The organism is Phyllobacterium sp. P5_D12 (assembly GCF_054049495.1).
The window spans coordinates 1-16,242 of sequence record NZ_JBFUMG010000051.1 but is presented as its reverse complement, the minus strand read 5'-3'; the positions used below and the strand labels follow the sequence as shown (position 1 = coordinate 16,242).

The window sequence follows — 16,242 nt, the reverse complement described above, 5'->3', positions numbered from 1 at the left end:
GGCTGGCACCGGTCCCGTCGAGGACTTCGCGTAGCCAAGGAAGATCGTCTTGACGACAAAATCATGATCGATCGCATGCGCTAGTGCCTGACGCACTTTGACGTCAGCGAGTTCCTTGCGGCGATGGTTGATTTCGACAATCAACTGATAGGTAAGTCCTTCATAACCGTTAGAGTACACCTTCAGCCCTGGTACCTTGGAGATGCGTTCGAGGTCCGCGAGCGGCACGGCGGAGAATGCGGCCAGCTGGATCTCCTCGGCTTCGAGCGCATTACCTGCCGCCGCACGATCTGGCAGGAACTGATAGACAATCTCGTCGACAAGCGGCTCGTTCTTCTCCCAATAGGCGTCGTTGCGCTTGAGCAGGTAATATTCGCCGGGCTTGTATTCGCCAAACTTGAATGGCCCGGTGCCGACCAGTTTTTGATTGGCCGGATTCTTGGCAATATCCGTGCCCTCATAAAGGTGCTTTGGCACGACCGAGGTGACCACAGGCAGGGCGTTGCGGATCAGCTGGAATGGCGTCGGGTGTGAAAATTTGAAGACAACGGTGTGATCGTCCGGCGTCGCGACACTTTCGAGGTTCTTGAATACCACCCGCCCCAGATTCTGCAGCTTCTTCCAGACCTCCAGTGCCGAAAACGCCACATCCGCTGAGGTGAATGGCTTGCCGTCGTGCCAGGTGACCCCTTCGCGCAGCTTGAACGTCGCGGTGAGTCCATCGGCCGATCCCTCCCATGAGGTTGCAAGTCGCGGATCAAGACCATCCTTTCCATCATAGGACTGCTCGGCCAGCGGCTCGATGACCTTGCTGGCAACGAAGAACACACCATTTGAAGCGACGATGGCGGGATTGAGATTTGCCGGTTCGCTATCCCCGGCAACGACGAGACGTCCGCCTTTTACAGGCGTAGCAGTCTGCGCACGAGCCCATTCGGGCAGAACCATCATCGCTCCGGCACTCGCGGTCGTCGCGAGAAAACTCCGCCTGTTCAACAGGATACGGGACATTGTTGCAATCCTCTCAATCGACAGAAAAAGGTTCGGATAGAATCCCGCTCAACGCGGCAATGAATTGTCGAGCGAAGTCAGGCTGTGYCGAAGCGCCCATATGGCCAACACGGAGCACCTTGCCCGCCGTCTCCCCGCGTCCGAGCGAGACAAGAATGCCATGGTCGTGCAACAGGCGATCGCGTAGCGCCACATCGCTGATGTTTTCGGGCACCTTGAAAACGGTCGCCGTAGGAGAGCAGAAAGCTTCTTCCTTTGGCCACAAGGGCAGCCCGAGCTCGAACAGGCCCTTTCGCGTGATCGCCGCGGTCAGCGCATGGCGGGCCCACACGTTTTCGGGGCCCTCCTCCACATAACGGTCGAGCGCGGCGTTCAGCGCATAAATCTCGCCAATGGAAGGTGTAACCGGAAAAGGCTTTCCAGCTTCCGACGCATCCTTCCAGGCAAGGAGGCTCAGGAACGAGCCCACTGGCGCGTCCGGATTGGCTTCGATTTTCGCCCAGGCGCGTTCGCTGACCGCAACGAGGCTAAGACCCGGCGTGCTGCCAAGACATTTCGACGGCGACGTGATGAAGATATCGGCATGCGCTTCCTGTGGGTGCACGTTCATGCCGCCGAAGGATGACACGGCATCGACAATGAGGTACGCACCATGTTCGGCGACGATCGCACCGATTTCGTGCAAAGGATTGAGCGTGCCGGACGGCGTATCGTGGTGGCATACCGCCACAACCGAGATGTCGGGCCGGTTTCCTAGCGCCTCGCGAACCGCCTGCGGATCGATGACATCATCATAGGGTACAGCGAGCTCGATGACTTCCTTGCCATACCGTGATGCCCAGATGGCAAAACCCTTGCCGTAAGCACCGGAAACAAGATTGAGGACGACATCGTTTTTTGAAATCAATGCGCCTGCCGCCGCCTCGATACCAAGAATAGCCTCACCCTGCATGATCACCGGAGCAATGTCGCAGCGAAGCGCCTGACGCAGCTTTTCGGTGACGTCCGCATAGAAGATTTGAAATGCCGGGTGATAGTCATAGAGCACCGGCGATCCCAGCGCCGCAAGGACTTCAGGATAGGCAGGAACGGGACCAGTGGTGAGCATCAGGGGCGGAATGGGAAGCATGGTGCAGACCATATTCTCGGGATTTCCAGAAACCAAGAAAAACCGTTTCAATCATTTTATCCGGTCAGCAAATTCATTGTGCGTGGTTCGACAAGCTCACCATGAGGGAAGTGGGCTGGTTTGCAAGCCAATCGGTGATGTTGCAGTGTAATCTCCCTGCGATACACAGCATCCCTCATGGTGACTTGTCGAACCACGCACAATGATTCCTGCCATCACCTCACTCCAGCGGGATCACATCGACAGACTGTTTGCCTTTTTGCGAGCCGCTTGTCTTGAGCACGCCCACAATGGGTGACACATCGGAGTAGTCGCGGCCATAGCCAATGGTGATGTGATCGTTCCCCGCAACCATATTGTTGGTCGGATCCAACTCCTGCCATCCGGCTTCCCGTCCGCACCATGCGCGCACCCAGGCGTGCATCGCGTCAGCGCCCTCCAGCCGCTCCTTGCCTGGCCGCGGGATTGTTCGCAGAAAACCGCTGACGTAACCGGCCGGAATGCCCAGTCCGCGCAGCCCTGCAATCATCACGTGGCTGAAATCCTGGCACACACCCGCCTTAAGATCGAACGCCTGACGCGCGGTCGTGCGCACGTCTGTCGCATCACCGTCATAGGTGAAGTCCGCATGGATGCGCTTGTTGAGATCATTGACCACCTCCATGACCGTMCGCGCATCGACAAGGCTTTGCGCGGCGTAGGCCGTGATATCCGGGTCGATCGCTGCATGAGCGCTCGTGGCCAGGAAATGGTGCGGCGCATCGGCGGCAATCGACCAGACGCTGCGTATCTCCTTCCGAAGTCCGGCAAGATCGGGCGAAACATCGAGCATGTTCTGCGGCCGCGTCACATTCACCCGTGCCATCATCGTCACATCCAGCGTCTCGTGCGGATTGCGATAGACGATCGACGTCACGCTGGTGGAGAAAAAGTCCGTAAACTCGGAGCGCTCCGCCGAAACCGGATCGAACGAGAGGCTGGAGGCGACAATGCGTTGAATGCCGGGCATCGCCTGCGGCATGACCCGGATGTGGTGCCGCCCACCCGCAGCGGACCGCTCGTAGTCGTAGTGAAGATGAAGGCGGATATTGTAGAGCATGTAACTGTTTTCTTACCTTGCAAACAATGGAAGGCGCTGATTTATCTCCCCCCTTGTGGGGGAGAAAGCGATTTCAGCATCTTAGCTTCTTTGCTAAGTGCTAGAAATCGCAAGAGAGGGGATTTGCTTCACTAACTACCCCCTCTCTTGCGATTTTCCAAGGATTTAGCAAAGAGGCTAAATCCAGGAAAATCCTTTCTCTCCCGCAAGGGGAGAGATAACCAGCACTATCTTCAGGCGAAATAGGTGTCGGAAATCATATTGGAAAGATTGCCCAATTCGAATTCTATCGTCTCGAGCTTCTCAGGCGTGAGTTCGTTTGCCTCCATAATCGCAAGCTCCGTATGCAGGCGCAGCACTTCCTTGGAAAATTGAGGCATGTGAGTGTCCGCATCACGCGCCGGCAGCAGACCAAACTCCGTCTTAAGCGCGTCAAGCTGGAAGATGATCGAGCGCGGATTGAGTGGATCCAGCCCCAGGAGGTCAAGCACGCTGAGACGGCCCGAATAGACGCTGTACTGGCGCCGATGGGTCATGACACTGTCGCCGATCTCGAGCAGCATTTCCAGCGCACCCTCGGCCGCATCATCCCGCGACAGCGTCGCCAGAATGCGCGTCATCTGGATGCCACGCTCCAGGCGGCGGCCGATTTCGAGGAAGCGCCATCCTGTGAAACGATACATGTTTTCATGCACAAGGCCAGAGAACCCGGCAAGCTTGCGCAGGATAATCGTCATGGCACGCGTGGCGTCATCGCCCGGCGAAACCGCATCGTTAAAACGGTGAATCGTCTTGGACAGGTCGCGCAATGCCAGCCAGCCATCGGGCGAGAATCGGTCGCGGACGCGGCCTGCACTCAGCATGGCGCCGTCAATGGAGCGCTGTAACCCCTTTGGAATTGCCGTATCTAGATTGACGCCAAGCGGCTTCAGGTAGGCGCGCATTTCCACTAGCAGCGGAATTTCCATGTTCGCCGCTTCAGCATAGCGTGCATGGCAGGCGCGCAGGATACGCGCTGTACCTTCAGCGCGCTCGATGTAGCGCCCCATCCACATCAAATTTTCAGCAGCGCGGCTAGGTAGCGTGCCCGGCACATTACGCCGGAATGTGTCGTCCTCGCGTGGCAGCAATGTATCCTTGGGAACGGATCCACTGCTTGTGATCCAGACATCGGCAGCCTGCCCACCCCGCTGCATGGCAATCGCCGCGGTGTCCATCGTACGTCCAACCCGGGCAAAGCCGCCAGGCATGAAGCTCCAGCCGTCCTTGTGGCGCGCCGCAAAAACACGCAGCACGAATGGCCGCGGTTCCAGCTTGCCATTGACATACACTGGTGTGGTCGAAAGCTTGACTTTTTCCTGGCCGACCAGTCCGCGTCCGTCCTTCTCCAGCCGGGCGAGAAGCGCGGCCCTCGCATCGGCATCGAGTGATGAGCCAAGCATTGTCGCGTCCACATCCTCGAAAGGAAGGCGCGTCGAAAGTGCCGGGCCAACCATCATCTGGTCCAGCCGGTCCATCACATGCTTGCGTTCCTTTTCCTGCCCGCACCACCAGGTGGCGATGCTTGGGAGCGCGAGATCGCGATTATGCAGCGCCTTGGAAATTGCCGGCAGAAACGCCAGAAGAGCACGCGTTTCGAGTATCCCGGAGCCGAGCGCGTTGACCAGCGAGACCGATTGCTGACGGAGTGCGCCGACAATGCCGGGCGTGCCGATCCACGAGTCGGTTTTAAGCTCGAGCGGGTCCATATAGGCGGCATCCATGCGCCGCCATAAAACGTCTATAGGCTTGAGACCCGAGACAGTGCGCACCATCACCCTGCCCTTGCTGACTGTCAGATCATCGCCTTCCAGAAGCATGAAGCCGAGATACCGGGCAATATAGGCATGTTCGAAATAGGTCTCGTTGTTGGGTCCAGGCGTCAGAATCGCGGCACGTCCCTGTGGATCGGTGACGAGGCTCTGCAGCGAATCGCGGAAATCCTTGAAGAACCCCGCCAGACGGTGAACGTTCATTGCGCCGGAAATATCTGAAAGTGCGCGTGTCGTCGCCACCCTGTTCTCGAGCGCGAAACCGGCACCGGAAGCTGCCTGTGTGCGATCACCCAGCACCCACCACCGGCCATCAGGCGCACGCCCAAGTTCGAATGCGCAGAAATGCAGGAAATGGCCGCTCGCCGGTTTTACGCCTGCCAGCGGATGCAGGAATTCCGGATTGGACGCAATCAGATCCGGCGGCAATACTCCATCGCGGATCAACTTGGTCTCGCCATAGATATCCGCGACGATTTCCTCCAGGAGGTCGGCTCGCTGTGTGAGACCGGCAGTGATTGTCTGCCAATCCGCCTCATTGATCAGAATCGGTATATGCGCCAGTGGCCACTCGCGTTCCTGCGTGCCGTTCTCATCGTAGACGCGGTAAAACACACCGGCATCGAGCAAGTACTGGTTGGCGCGGGCAAAGCGAGTCGCGAGCTTTTCAGGACCAATCTGGTCGAGCGTATGGAGCAGTGTTTCCCAGCCCGGCCGCACCGCGCCCGATGGATCGATCATCTCGTCGGCTACACCAGGCAGGGGCTTATAGCTTGCAAGCAGGCCGGAACTTGCGAGGGATGGAGCTTGGCTCACCTTTGACATCGTCGCTTTTCGATACCTGTGTTCATACCCGCGGCCTTCGCAGATCAAGTGTCATCGGAAACTCCGCTGCGGGCTGTTCCCTTCTGAGCTCGTAAGCTCCAGCCGTGTGCCCGCGCGGCTCAAACCGGGTAAGCCTGCGTGCTTCCGCCTCGTTTGAATTCACCGGAAACGTATCATAGCTGCGCCCGCCCRGATGTGCGACATGATAGACGCAACCGCCGATAGCACGTCCCGACCACTGATCGTAGAGGTCGAACACCAGTGGCGTATTGACCGGGATCATCGGGTGGAGACCGGATCGCGGCTGCCACGCCTTGTAACGGACACCGGCAACGGCGGTGCCTTGCACGTCGGTCATTTTCAGCGGCACTTCGCGCCCATTGCAGGCGACGCTGTGGCGGGCAGGATTGAAGCCTTCGACTTTGACTTGCAGCCGCTCGACTGAGCTATCGACGAAACGCACCGTACCGCCAATCGCGCCCTGTTCCCCCATGACGTGCCATGGTTCCAGCGCCTGGCGCAGTTCAAGCTTGACGCCTTCATTCTCGATTTCACCGCAGAACGGAAAGCGGAATTCGAGTTGCGCCTCGAACCATTCCGGGCGGAAATCAAAGCCGTTCTGGCGCAGATCGGCCAAAACATCCAGAAAGTCCTGCCAGACGAAGGCCGGCAGCATGAAACGGTCATGCAACGTGGTGCCCCAGCGCACAAAACTCCCCTCTACCGGCGTGTTCCAGAACCGCGCGATCAATGCCCGCACCAGCAATTGCTGCGCGAGGCTCATACGGGCATTGGGCGGCATCTCGAATCCGCGAAACTCGACCAGGCCAAGCCTTCCGGTCGGACCATCGGGAGAAAACAGCTTGTCGATGCATATTTCCGAGCGATGTGTATTGCCCGTCACATCGACCAGCAGATTGCGGAACAGGCGGTCGACGAGCCAAGGCAGCGGCGGCGTACCCTTGCCGGGTAAAGGCACCTGCGCCATCGCGATCTCGAGCTCGTAAAGACTGTCATGGCGCGCTTCATCGAAACGCGGCGCCTGGCTGGTCGGCCCGATAAACATCCCCGAGAACAGATAGGACAGTGACGGGTGACGCTGCCAATGTAAAACGAGGCTTTTCAGCAGATCAGGCCGGCGCAAAAACGGACTATTGTTCGGCGTTTCGCCGCCGACCACCACGTGATTGCCKCCGCCTGTACCGGTATGGCGACCGTCGATCATGAACTTGTCGGCTCCAAGCCGAGTCTGCCGCGCCTCTTCATAGATCRCCGTCGTTATCTCGACGCATTCGCGCCAGTTCGACGCCGGGTGAATATTCACCTCGATGACACCGGGATCTGGCGCAACGCGAATGACATTAATGCGAGGGTCCTGCGGAGGCCCGTAACCTTCGATATGGACCGGCAGGCCCAGGCTTGCCGCGGCAGCTTCCGCCGCGCCCACAAGTTCGAGATAGTCCTCCAGTGCCTCCACCGGCGGCATGAAAACGCTCAATCGCCCATTGCGCGGTTCAACCGAAATGGCCGTGCGCACCGCGCCGCCGATTTCACCGAGCTCCTGTTCGATACGCTCCTGCTGGGTGCCCTCGGCCGCAGTGAACGAGGCCACAGTCTGCGGCGCGTTTCGGGGAGCCGCTCCAGGCTGAGCAACCGAATCCGGCAAAGGACCGCGCTCGACAGATGGGTCTACCGGCACGATAAACGGATATTCAGATGGGGGAACGTGCGGCAAGGAGCCGAGCGGCAGGCGATAACCAACGGGCGAATCACCCGGCACCAGAAAAAGCTTGCCACGGCGCGTTGTCCATTTCTCGCTACGCCAGCGCGGCCCTGCGGCAGCCTGGCTGTTCCAGCGCTGCACGGGGAGAACAAAGCCTGTCGGTTCCGTCAAGCCGCGCTCGAAGACGCGGGCCATGCGACTGCGCTCTTCCGGGTCCTTGAGCTTGGAATTAGAGGGATCGACGTTGGCAGGCAGATTGCCTTCCTTGACGATCCATTCGGCCGGGTCTTCGTAGGCAGGCGTGACCATCTCGTTCTCGACGCCGAGCACCTCGGCCATGCCGGTCAGAAGCTTGCCCGCATCGTCCGGTTGGATCTTTGCCACGCTGTTCTCGGCTGCAATCAGATCCGGATTGACCCAGATCGGCTTGCCGTCCTTGCGCCAGTAGAGCGAGAACGTCCAGCGCGGAAGGCTTTCGCCGGGATACCACTTCCCCTGCCCGTAATGCAGGAACCCGCCCGGAGCGAAACGCTCGCGCAGCCGGCGGATGAGCTTGTCGGCCTTCTCGCGTTTGGTCGGGCCGACAGCATCGGTATTCCACTCGCCGGATTCGAAATCGTCGATCGATACGAATGTCGGCTCGCCGCCCATCGTCAGGCGCACGTCGCGCTCTTTGAGAAACGCGTCCACCTTTTCACCGAGTGCATCCAGCGCTGTCCAGGATTCATCGGAGAATGGCTTGGTGATGCGCGGGTGTTCGGAGACGCGTGTTACACGCATATCGAAGCCGAATTCGACATTCGCGGGTTCCGCCATGCCGGAGATCGGAGCCGCATTGCGATAATGCGGTGTGGCAGCAAGGGGTACGTGGCTCTCGCCAGTCAACAGACCGGATGTCGGATCGAGGCCGATCCAGCCTGCACCCGGCAGATAGACCTCGCACCAGGCATGAAGATCGGTGAAATCCTGGCTCGTGCCGGCGGGCCCGTCCAGCGAAACAAGATCGGGCTTCAACTGGATCAGATAACCGGAAACAAACCGCGCCGCGAGACCAAGATGGCGTAACGCCTGCGCCAGAAGCCAGCTCGAATCGCGGCAGGAACCCGTGCGGACGTCCAGCGTCACTTCCGGCTCCTGCACACCGGTTTCCATTCGAATGACATAGCCAACTTCGCGCTGGATACGCGCATTGAGATCCACGACGAAATTCACGGTGTTTGTCGGCGTGCGATCGACGGTCGCAAGAAAATTCGAGAGCAACGGGCCGATCGGCTCCGGTTTCAGATAGATCGAGAGGTCATCCTTTATGTCGTCGGGGTAAGCGAAGGGCCAGGTCTCGGCGACGGGTTCTACGAAAAAGTCGAATGGATTGTAGACCGTCATGTCGGCGATGAGATCGACTTCGATCTTGAGTTCCGTCACCGGCTCCGGGAAAACGAAGCGCGCCAGGAAATTGCCGTAGGGGTCCTGCTGCAGATTGACGAAATGATTGGCCGGACTGACCTTCAACGAATGGCTGAGAACTTTGGTCCGGGAATGAGGCGCAGGTTGCAGGCGGATCACTTGCGGCCCGAGCATGATCGGGCGGTCATATTTGTAATGGGTCAGATGATAGACTGCTGCGTGAATTGCCATGTCGCCTCAAATTTTTTTCTGAAATGCTTGTCCCCGAAGAACCGTAGCCTACTCCACGCCTTTGTTAAATGTCCCTGCCAATTATTTTAGCACATCAGACCGTTGCCGCATAAACGGGCTTGGCCACACAGCTTGGAAGGCCGCCACGACCTGACGAATGCAACTCTGCATTCGTTGCCGCCAAGACGATCACAGTCACCTTTGTCGCGTTTTGTGAGTGAAGCAGAAAACACCGTGCCAACCGGTGTATCGGAGGCGATAGGCCTCTCCGACCTAGGGCAAGGGCCTTGCTCGCAAGACAGGAGGTGACGCTATGTGGTTTCTACCACTGCGTATCACCCTGGAATTGAAAAAGACCCGGACTGGCTGGCAAGTCACGATCCGGGTCCTATTTCAGCAAACCAGGAAAAGAGAGGCAGGCGAAAGCTTGCCTCTCACTCCAAGACAAAACATAGCATTTCCCTCTATTTTTCCAAGCGGTATCTGCATTTGACTGATCCATCGTTTAATAAACGGATTGCTTTGGGTGCTTTTTCCACTAATGATCGTCACCGATGGTTTCTCCGGCAAGACAACGCTGGAGATGAAAAGGGAACACGGTGAGGCGTACCCAAAAGGGACCGAGACCGTGGCTGCCCCCGCAACTGTAAGCGGTGAGTGAGGCTCAATAGCGCCACTGGTGAAAACCGGGAAGGCCGGGCCAAACCGAGACCCGCGAGCCAGGAGACCTGCCATCAATACTGAAATTCGAACCGGACGGGGTGTGCCGGGAGCGATGCGATGTTTCCCGCTGCAACGGCCCCCTTTCGCGGGTCCGTGCCTGATGGCTACATTGTCCGTTCCCTGATCCCGTCGCTAGCAGATGGACGGGAATGAGCACCCCAAAGATTTTTTCCCGCGTCAGGCCAGTTCTTGCTTTCAGCGCATTGCCTCTCTTTACATATGTTATAACATTACGTATTGGAACAGCTGCGCGCTACGGCTTTTGCCGCGTTTCAGCATCCGGAGGACTTCACTCATGAGTCATATCGTGCTCAACGCCGCCGAGGTGACTTATCGCATCGCCAGCGAGACCCTGGTCGACAAGGCATCCTTGACGATCGAATGCGGTGCACGTTTGGCGATTATCGGACCGAACGGCGCCGGCAAGTCGACCTTGTTACGCATGCTGGCAGGTCTTCTCCAGCCGGCTTTCGGCGATATCACGCTCCGTGGCAAAAGCGTCAGCCATTTGACACCGCTTGAGCGTGCCCGGCAGTTTGCCTTTGTCGGCCAGACCGACACGCCGGAGCTGCAGCTTTCCGTCGAAGACTATGTCTCTCTCGGCCGTATTCCGCATATTGGCGCCTTTACCAAGGCACGGGAACGCGAGATCGTCGTTGAAGCCCTGCATCGCGCGAAGATCGCGCAGTTTTCGCGACGCGCCATCGGATCGCTATCGGGCGGCGAGCGTCAGCGCGTACAGTTGGCGCGGGCCATTGCCCAACAACCGGCCGTGCTTTTCCTTGATGAACCAACCAACCATCTCGACCCCAGGGCGCGCAGCGAGTTGCTGTCACTGGTCGCCGGACTGGACGTGACGACGATCGCGGTCCTGCACGATCTGCCGTTGGTCGCGCCTTTTGCAACGCACGTCGCGGTCATGCATAACGCCCGGGTAGTGGCCACCGGCACCCCCGATGAAACGCTGACGCCTCGGGTTGTCGGCGACGTCTTCAATCTAGACGTTTTGCGCTTGCGCCATCCATCGCAGAACCGCGACCTCATGGTGTTCGAGACGCCAGAACCATCCCTATCAGTCCATCTCTACGTACGGAGCATTTGATGAAAAAGACAATTCTTGCCCTCGCACTGACCGTAGTCTCGACGACCGCTTTCGCATTTCCCGTCACTGTGGACAATTGCGGCAAACCACTGACTTTCGATGCCGCGCCAAAACGAGCCGTGATCCAGGATCTTAATATGAGCGAGATGGCCTTTGCACTCGACCTGCAATCGTCAATGGCCGGTGTGACCGGCATCACAGGTTGGTACAAGGTGGATGACGCCTTCAGGAAACAGCTTGGTCAAATCCCGGAGCTCGCCTCCAAGGAACCGACGATAGAAAACCTCGTCGCCGCCAACCCCGATTTCTTCTTTGCCGGCTGGTACTATGGGATGAAACCCGGCGGTGATGTGACACCGGATACGCTAGCGCCCTACGGCATCAAGACCCTCGTCTTGACCGAGAGCTGCGTGCACCTCGACAAGAATCGCCCCGCCGCCTCGATGGATCTGCTCTATGGTGACATAACAAAACTCGGCAAGATTTTCGGCAAGGAGCAGCAGGCCGAGGTACTGGTTTCGGCCTGGAAGACACAGCTCGCGGAGATCAAAAAGAGAATCAACAGCAGCGGCGAAACCCGTGTTTTTCTTTATGATTCCGGCGAGGACAAGCCCTTCACCGCAGGCAAGTTCGCAATGCCGACGGCACTCATCAGCGAAGCAGGCGGTACCAACATCATGTCAGACATGGAGACGAGTTGGGGCACGACGTCATGGGAAACCGTCGCGGCGCGCAACCCGCAATTCCTTATCCTGCTCGATTATCAGGATGGTGCAGGCTATCAGAAGCTGCTCGATTTCCTCAAAGCGCATCCAGCGATGAAGGAAACCGATGCGGTGAAGAATGAGCGTTTCGTGGCACTGCGCTATGCCGAGCTCACGCCCGGTCCGGCCAATATCGAAGCCATCGGAAAGATCGCCAAGGCCATGCATCCGGAAGCTTTCTGAGTGCAAGCCAGACACCACATTTCGCTCGTGGCAGGGGTGATGCTGGTCATTGCCCTTGCCGTGCTTTCCATCGCCTATGGCTCGACTGTCATACCGTTGAGTGATGTTCTGAATGCCTTCGCCCATGCGGCTGGTTTCAGCGACCTTAGCACCACGATACCAATCGAGCGTATTATCGTCGATCTGCGCTTGCCGCGCGTCATACTGGCCATCTGCGTCGGCGCTGGGCTCGGCATTGTCGGCGCGATGTTGCAGACGGTAACGCGCAACGATCTCGCCGACCCATTCCTGTTCGGGCTATCTTCGGGTGCCGCAGCCGGTGCGGTTTCGGTGATCAGCATTTTCGGCGACCGCTTCGGCATCTGGACGCTGCCGATCGCTGCATTCTGCGGCGGCATGCTCGCTGCGATCATTGTGCTATTGCTTGTACGGCGCGTACAGGGTCAGGGGCCGGAACGCATGATCCTTGCGGGCCTTGCCGTCTCGTTCCTGTTTGCCGCGCTCACCAACTACATGGTGTTCTCCGGCGATCAGCGCGCCGCCCATTCCGTCCTGTTCTGGACGCTTGGAGGGCTCGGCCTCGCGCGCTGGGAAAACCTGCCGCTGGCATTGCTTGGCCTCACCGCAATTCTCATCCACGCGCTCTATAACCACCGCAACCTTGATGCGTTTCTCGCCGGCGAAAATACGGCGGAAAGCTTGGGCGTCCGCGTCAACCGCACGCGCAACACAGTCTTCATCGTCTGCGCATTTTCAACGGCGATCTTCGTTTCGGTCGCAGGCGTCATCGGTTTTGTCGGCCTGATGATTCCGCACATCGCCCGGCGTTTTGCCGGTCAGCTTCATGCGGGCCTGATCCTCACCTGCGCACTGCTCGGCGCAATATTGATTCTCCTGAGCGACTTTGCCGCACGGCTCCTGCTCGCACCGCAGGAACTGCCGATCGGCATCGTTACGAGCTCCGTCGGTGCGTTTTTTGTGGTGACGCTGCTGTTAAGGAAGCGGCAGGGCTAGAGCCTTCCGCGTGCCACAAAGCTTGGATTGGCGAAGTCTGCATCATTGGCCTGGTTGCGGCGGCCATAGGTCAGCGGCTTGCCATCCAGCGTAAGTGTGATCCCGCCCGCGGCGCGCAGAACCGCGTCACCTGCCGCCGTGTCCCATTCCATTGTACGGCTGAGCCGCGGATAGATGTCCGCTTCGCCCCGCGCCAACAGCCCGAACTTGATCGATGAGCCAACCGAGACGCAATCGGCGATAGCGAAATCCTTCAGGTATTCGTCAGTTTCCGGCGTACGGTGTGAGCGGCTGGCGACGGCAATCATTTCCTCCGGCGCAGTCCGGCACGAAATGCTGTTGCGCGTGGTTACGCTCCCGGTGGAATCGACGGTCACTTCCTGCGCACCGTTCGGGCCGCCGGTAAACAGCCACCCGCGTACCGGAGCATAGACGATGCCCAGCACCGGAGCGCCGTCTTCGATCAGGGCGATGTTTACAGTGAAATCACCATTGCGATTGACGAACTCGCGCGTGCCATCGAGCGGATCAACCAGATAAAAACGGTTGCCGAGATCACCTGGCACATGCCCGCCGGAAATCTCTTCCTCCGCCACGATCGGAATATCGGGCGTTGCCTGGCGCAGCGCATCCAGGATGATCACTTCCGCCGCGCGGTCTGCCGCCGTGACCGGCGAATTGTCGTCTTTCAACGCGACATCGCAGCCTTCTATGTAAATGCGCAAAATTTCGCGTCCAGCGGCAATCACCGCGGATTCGAAGGTCGTGAGAAGAGTGGAGTAATTGAATTGCGAAAGCATTGTCACGGAATTTCCAGTTATTGCGCTGTTTATCTCCCCCCTTGTGGGGGAGAAAGCGATTTCAGCACCTTGAGCCCTTCGCTCAAGTGCTAGAAATCGCAAGAGAGGGGATTTACCTCACTAACTACCCCCTCACTTGGATTTTCCAAGGATTTAGCAAAGAAGCTAAATCCAGGAAAATCCTTTCTCTCCCGCAATGGGAGAGATAGCCAGAGCTTAAATCGACCACGAACTTTGATCGTAGTTGAAGATAATACCGTGCTCTACAAGAAGCTTTTCAACCTCTGACGCCAATTCTTCCGTCGTCCTGCCAATTGTCTTCAAATGCAGTTCCGGATGCTCAGGCGCTTCATAGGGCGAGTCCACGCCGGTGAAGTTCTTGATCTCGCCGCGCAGTGCCTTGGCATACAATCCCTTGGGATCGCGCTTCGCACACTCCTCAAACGGCGTATCGACAAAGATCTCGAGGAACTCACCTTCAGCCAGCAGCTCGCGTACCATGCGGCGCTCGGAAGCGAATGGCGAAATGAACGATACGAGCACGATCAATCCGGCGTCTGCCATCAGCTTGGCCACCTCGCCGACACGGCGGATGTTCTCGACGCGGTCTTCTTCGGTAAAGCCAAGATCACGATTGAGGCCATGACGGACATTGTCGCCATCGAGAATATAGGTATGCTTGCCGAGTGACGACAGGCGCTTCTCGACCAGATTGGCGATCGTCGATTTGCCGGAACCCGATAGGCCGGTGAACCAGACGACCGCGGGTTTCTGATCCTTTTGCGCGGCGCGCGATGCCTTGTCGACATCGAGCGCCTGCCAATGCACGTTGGAAGCACGGCGTAGCGCAAAGTCGATCATGCCAGCGCCGACCGTCGCATTGGTCAGGCGGTCAATCAGGATGAACGACCCTGTCGAGCGGTTCGACTTGTAGGCGTCGAAGGCGATTGGCACCTGCGTCGAGATATTGACGACGCCAACTTCATTCAGGTCAAGCGATTTGGCCGCTTCCTGGGCGAAACTATTGATATCGATTCGATATTTGAGATCTGTGATCGTCGCCGTGACCTGATCGGTCTCCGTTCGCAGGATATAGGACCGTCCCGGGATCAGCGCATGCTCGGCGAACCACACGACGTTGGCGGCGAACTGGTCCGCGACGTCAGGCCGTGCTTCGGGCGCGACCAGCATATTGCCGCGCGAAACCTCGATCTCGTCATCGAGAACGATCGTGACCGCTTCTCCCTCGCCGGCAGACTTGAGGTCGCCGTCCCAAGTGACGATACGCTTGACACGCGAAGACTTACCGGATTTGGCAACGACGACTTCGTCGCCCGGCGCAACGCGGCCCGAGGCAATGGTGCCGGAAAAACCGCGGAAGTCGAGGTTGGGCCGGTTGACGAACTGAACCGGAAAGCGGAACGGACGTGCGTCATCCGCGCTTTCCAACGGCACGTTCTCCAGATGCTGCAGCAGCGCGGGTCCCTTGTACCAGGGCAGGTTGGCCGATGGCCCGATGACATTGTCGCCAAAGCGCGCCGAAAGCGGGATGGCCTGTATTGTCTTGAATCCGAGTTTGCTCGCAAACTCCTGATAATCCGCAACAATCTTGTCGAACACGTCCTGCGAATAATCCACGAGATCGATCTTGTTGACGGCAAGAATGATGTTGCGAATGCCAAGCAGAGACGTGATGAAACTGTGGCGCCGCGTCTGGCGCAGGATGCCCTGCCGCGCATCGACCAGCACGATTGCAAGGTCCGCAGTCGAAGCGCCGGTCGCCATGTTGCGCGTGTACTGTTCATGGCCAGGCGTATCGGCGACGATGAACTTGCGCTTCGGCGTCGAGAAGAAGCGATAGGCGACGTCGATGGTGATGCCCTGCTCGCGTTCAGCCTCCAGCCCGTCGACCAACAGGGCGAAATCGATATCTTCGCCATTGGTGCCGTGCTTGCGGCTATCCTTGGTCAGCGCTGCCAGCTGATCCTCGAAGATCAGCTTGGTATCGTAAAGCAGACGTCCGATGAGCGTGGATTTGCCGTCATCGACTGAGCCGCAAGTGAGAAACCGCAGCAGCGATTTCTTCTCTTGTTCGGCCATATAGGCGTTGATTTCTGCGGCGGCTGAAGCTGCAGGCGAAATCTTGATCTGTCCTAGCTTAGACATCAGAAATAGCCCTCACGCTTCTTCTTCTCCATGGAGCCCGCTTCGTCCTTGTCAATCATGCGTCCCTGCCGCTCGGAGGTGCGCGAGACCAGCATTTCGCTGACGATTTCCGGCAGGGTTGCCGCGCCGGACTCAACAGCCCCCGTCAGAGGATAGCAGCCAAGCGTGCGGAACCGCACCATTTTCTGCTGGAGCACTTCGCCGGGAAGCAGTTGCATCCGTTCATCATCGCGCATGATCAGCATGCCGTCACGCTC

10 protein-coding genes, 1 pseudogene and 1 riboswitch are annotated in these 16,242 nt (G+C 58.3%); of the genes and pseudogenes, 3 read left to right on the top strand and 8 right to left on the bottom strand.

Features of this window, described 5'->3' with window-relative positions; all coding sequences use genetic code 11:
* From ACXJ5O_RS06130 to ACXJ5O_RS06110, 5 genes are all read right to left on the bottom strand, one after another.
* Nucleotides 1-1,011, bottom strand: a 1,011-nt coding sequence (locus tag ACXJ5O_RS06130) for an ABC transporter substrate-binding protein (protein WP_457299111.1), incomplete at its 3' end; no start/stop codon positions are given.
* Between the two features lie 13 nt (nt 1,012-1,024).
* The gene (gene ppaT / locus ACXJ5O_RS06125; RefSeq protein WP_457299110.1) at nt 1,025-2,191 is read right to left on the bottom strand and encodes a pyridoxamine--pyruvate transaminase; all 1,167 of its coding nucleotides are present in this window, start codon (nt 2,189-2,191) and stop codon (nt 1,025-1,027) included.
* A 169-nt stretch (nt 2,192-2,360) separates the two neighbouring features.
* Entirely contained in the window at nt 2,361-3,239 is an 879-nt protein-coding gene (locus ACXJ5O_RS06120; protein ID WP_271893117.1) for a transglutaminase family protein, read from the bottom strand.
* Between the two features lie 233 nt (nt 3,240-3,472).
* Complete coding sequence (locus tag ACXJ5O_RS06115; protein ID WP_457299109.1) at nt 3,473-5,875, bottom strand: circularly permuted type 2 ATP-grasp protein; 2,403 nt, start codon at nt 5,873-5,875, stop codon at nt 3,473-3,475.
* Nucleotides 5,876-5,897: 22 nt separating this feature from the next.
* Complete coding sequence (locus ACXJ5O_RS06110) at nt 5,898-9,233, bottom strand: transglutaminase family protein (protein WP_457299108.1); 3,336 nt, start codon at nt 9,231-9,233, stop codon at nt 5,898-5,900.
* 538 nt (nt 9,234-9,771) lie between these two features.
* Nucleotides 9,772-9,983, top strand: a riboswitch (cobalamin riboswitch).
* A gap of 268 nt (nt 9,984-10,251) precedes the next feature.
* Here ACXJ5O_RS06110 and ACXJ5O_RS06105 point away from each other — a divergent pair.
* The 3 genes from ACXJ5O_RS06105 to ACXJ5O_RS06095 are packed head-to-tail and all read left to right on the top strand — an operon-like array spanning nt 10,252 to nt 13,019.
* Nucleotides 10,252-11,058: an ABC transporter ATP-binding protein gene (locus tag ACXJ5O_RS06105; RefSeq protein WP_457299107.1), complete on the top strand. Its 807-nt coding sequence runs from the start codon at nt 10,252-10,254 to the stop codon at nt 11,056-11,058.
* The gene (locus ACXJ5O_RS06100; RefSeq protein WP_457299106.1) at nt 11,058-12,005 is read left to right on the top strand and encodes an ABC transporter substrate-binding protein; all 948 of its coding nucleotides are present in this window, start codon (nt 11,058-11,060) and stop codon (nt 12,003-12,005) included. The genes ACXJ5O_RS06105 and ACXJ5O_RS06100 overlap by 1 nt, the downstream gene beginning before the upstream one ends.
* Nucleotides 12,006-12,044: 39 nt before the next feature.
* The gene (locus ACXJ5O_RS06095) at nt 12,045-13,019 is read left to right on the top strand and encodes a FecCD family ABC transporter permease (protein ID WP_457299113.1); all 975 of its coding nucleotides are present in this window, start codon (nt 12,045-12,047) and stop codon (nt 13,017-13,019) included.
* Here the strand turns inward: ACXJ5O_RS06095 and cysQ are convergent.
* The 3 genes and pseudogenes from cysQ to ACXJ5O_RS06080 all read right to left on the bottom strand — a co-directional run.
* On the bottom strand, nt 13,016-13,819 hold the full coding sequence (gene cysQ / locus ACXJ5O_RS06090) for a 3'(2'),5'-bisphosphate nucleotidase CysQ (protein ID WP_457299112.1): 804 nt from the start codon (nt 13,817-13,819) through the stop codon (nt 13,016-13,018). The two genes, ACXJ5O_RS06095 and cysQ, sit on opposite strands and share 4 nt — an antisense overlap.
* Before the next feature lie 216 nt (nt 13,820-14,035).
* A complete protein-coding gene (gene nodQ / locus ACXJ5O_RS06085; protein WP_457299105.1) occupies nt 14,036-15,985 on the bottom strand; it encodes a bifunctional sulfate adenylyltransferase/adenylyl-sulfate kinase NodQ in 1,950 nt (649 codons plus the stop codon).
* Nucleotides 15,985-16,242: pseudogene (locus tag ACXJ5O_RS06080) on the bottom strand (sulfate adenylyltransferase subunit CysD); the annotation flags it as partial. The pseudogene ACXJ5O_RS06080 and the gene nodQ, both read right to left, overlap by 1 nt.

Coding starts and splice junctions, on each gene's coding strand:
- ACXJ5O_RS06115 (WP_457299109.1), bottom strand. CDS start 5,875: ATGTCAAAGGTGAGCCAAGCTCCATCCCTCGCAAGTTCCGGCCTGCTT.
- ACXJ5O_RS06105 (WP_457299107.1), top strand. CDS start 10,252: ATGAGTCATATCGTGCTCAACGCCGCCGAGGTGACTTATCGCATCGCC.
- ACXJ5O_RS06100 (WP_457299106.1), top strand. CDS start 11,058: ATGAAAAAGACAATTCTTGCCCTCGCACTGACCGTAGTCTCGACGACC.
- ACXJ5O_RS06095 (WP_457299113.1), top strand. CDS start 12,045: ATGCTGGTCATTGCCCTTGCCGTGCTTTCCATCGCCTATGGCTCGACT.
- cysQ (WP_457299112.1), bottom strand. CDS start 13,819: ATGCTTTCGCAATTCAATTACTCCACTCTTCTCACGACCTTCGAATCC.
- nodQ (WP_457299105.1), bottom strand. CDS start 15,985: ATGTCTAAGCTAGGACAGATCAAGATTTCGCCTGCAGCTTCAGCCGCC.